Annotated in this window: 1 protein-coding gene; it reads left to right on the plus strand. The window is 67.5% G+C overall.

Annotated elements, in window-relative coordinates:
• Positions 1 to 2966 (plus strand): amino acid adenylation domain-containing protein (locus tag ABZ855_RS48165; RefSeq protein WP_360820389.1); only part of this gene is annotated, 2966 nt, incomplete at both ends.

A 2966-nucleotide genomic window follows, 5' to 3' on the forward strand; every position in this document is an offset into this window, starting at 1 on the left:
CCTGGCCCTGAGCGGCTATCTGGACTTGCGCGCCTGCGAAGACAGCGAGCGGCAGACGCGGCTCGCCGAGCAGGTGCGGGCCGCGGCGGATCATGCCTTCGACCTGAGCCGCGACCCGATGCTGCGCGCGACGCTGATCGCGCTGGGCGATGAAGAGCACGTGCTGATCCTGACCCTGCACCACATCGCCGCCGATGGCTGGTCGATGGATGTGCTGGTCGAGGAGTTCGGCGCGCTGTACGCGGCTCACAGCCAAGGCCAGCCCGCGTCGCTGCCGGCGCTGCCGGTGCAATATGCCGACTACGCGCTGTGGCAACAGGCGCAGGTCAAGACGCTGGCCGACGGGCTCGACTATTGGTCGCAACAACTGGCCTCGGCGCCGGAACTAACCACGCTGCCGAGCGACCGCCCGCGTCCGGCGCAGATGTCGGCGCAGGGTGCGAACCACCGAAGCGAGCTTCCGCCGGAGTTGATGCAGCGCGTGCGCGTGTTCTGCCAAGCCCGCGACGTCACCCCGTTCATGCTGCTGGAGTCGGTGCTGGCGCTGCTGGTCGGCCGCTACGGCGATCAACGCGACGTGGTGATCGGAACGCCGGTCGCCGGTCGTCTGCAGCGCGAAGTCGAGCCGCTGGTCGGCTGCTTCGTCAACAACCTCGCGCTGCGCACGAAGCTGGCGCCGTCGATGCGTTTCGACGAGTTGCTGGCGAACACGCGCTCTACCGTGATCGACGCCTACGGCCAACAGGCCGTGCCGTTCGATCAGGTAGTGGAGCGCCTGCAGCTGGAGCGCAGCCTCAGCCACAGTCCGCTGTTCCAGATCCTGTTCACCCTGCAGAACACCGCACAGCGTCGTCTGGAACTGCCGGAGCTGAGGGTGACGGCGTTGCCGTATGCGGCGGATACCACCAAGTACGACCTCGAACTGACCGCGTGGGAACACGAAGGCGCGATGCGTCTGAGCTGGCAGTACGCGACGGCGCTGTTCGACGCAGCGTCGGTGGAAGCGTTGTCGGCGCACTTCGAAACCTTACTGTCGGCGGCGCTGGATGCGCCGGAGACGCCGGTATACCGGCTGCCGATGCAGACCGCGGCAGAGCGGGCGAGCTGGCAGGCCTGGAACCGCAGCGGCAAGGATTACCCGCGCGACCGCAGCGTGCATTCGTTGTTCGAAGCGCAGGTTCGGCGCACGCCGGACGATATCGCCGCGACCGATGGGCACCGCGAGCTGAGCTACGCCGAACTCGACGCCTGGGCGAATCGCGCCGCACATGCGCTGCGCGAGCAGGGCGTGGGCCCGGACAGCGTGGTCGGCCTGCATGTCGGGCGCTCGCTGGAACAAGTGGTGGGTGTGCTGGCGATCCTGAAGGCCGGCGGTGCGTATCTTCCGCTGGAGCCCGAACATCCCGATGCACGTCTGGCCTACATGTGTAGCGACAGCGGCGTTCAGTCGATCTTGAGTGTTGGTAGTTTGGTGGAGCGTTGTTCGGCTTGGAGCGGTCAAATACTGCGCCTGGACGACGAAGCCGCGCTGGCGAGCTATCCGTCCAGCACGCCGGAAGCAGCGGACCTGACGCCACAGCATCTGGCCTACGTGATCTACACCTCCGGCTCAACCGGCCAACCCAAGGGTGTGCTGGTCCCGCACGGCGGCGTCGTGAATTATCTCGATCACGCGCAAAGCTATCTGCAACCGCATCACCGCGGCGCCGTCATGGGCACGCCGTTGAGCTTCGACGCCACCGTCACCACGCTGTTCGCTCCGCTGCTGGCGGGCAAGCGCTTGATCGTGCTGCCGTCCGAAGCCGGCGCGCTGTTCGCCGGCCTGAGCCACTACCTGTTCGACGACGGCCACGACTGGCTGTTCAAGCTGACCCCAGCGCACCTGGACGGTCTGTACGCGAACTACCCGGCGCACACCGGCCCGAGCGAACGCCGGCACTGCCTGGTGATCGGCGGCGAACAGCTGACCACGGCGACCGTCGCCAAGTGGCAACGCGACCGCTTGCCCAACGCCGAGTACGTCAACGAGTACGGCCCGACGGAAACGGTCGTGGGCTGCTCGATCTACACGGTGCGCAACGAAAACGACCTGAAGCGCTGCGGTCACGCAGTCGCCATCGGCCGCCCGATCCAGAACACCCGCCTGTACGTGCTCAACGAGCTGGACGAACCGGTTCCCGCCGGCGCCGTCGGCGAGCTGTGCATCGGCGGCGACGGCGTGACCCGCGGCTACCAGAACCTGGATGCGCTGACCGCCAGCCGTTTCCGCGAACACCGCTTCGGTCAGGGCGCGGCCGAACGCCTGTACCACAGCGGCGACCTGGTGCGCTGCGGCCACGACGGCGAGCTGGAATACCTTGGCCGCCGCGACGAACAGGTCAAGCTGCGCGGCTACCGCATCGAACTGGGCGAGATCGAAGCCCAGCTCAAGCGCGATGCGCGGATCAGCGACGCCGCCGCGGCGATCCAGGGCGATGGCAATGATCGACGTCTGGTCGCGTTCGTCGCCAGCAACGAAGCAGAGACCGCCCACGCCGCGCTGGTGGACGAACTGCAACAGGCGCTGCGCGAGAGCTTGGCCGAGTTCATGCGCCCGAGCGCGATTGCCGTACTGGCAAGCCTGCCGCTGACCGCGAACGGCAAGGTCGACCGCGCAGCGTTGCCTTCGCTGGGCGGCGCGGTCGCCGCAGCGTACCGAGCGCCCGAGACCGAAACCGAACGCGTGCTGGCGACGCTGTGGCAGGAACTGCTGGAACGCAGCGAACCGGTCGGCGCCGAAGACAACTTCTTCCGTCTCGGCGGGCATTCGCTGCTGGCCACGCGCATGATCGTGCAGATCAACCAACGCTACGGCCTGGATCTGAGCGTCAAGGATGCGTTCGAGCGTCAGTCCCTGGCTGCGTTGGCCGAGTGGATCGGCCAGCGGCGCAGCGATGCGCGGCCGGTGGCTGGCGCGATCGTCGCAC

Origin of the sequence: Streptomyces sp. NPDC047042, assembly GCF_040644035.1 — a bacterium.
Classification (GTDB): Bacteria; Actinomycetota; Actinomycetes; order Streptomycetales; family Streptomycetaceae; genus Streptomyces.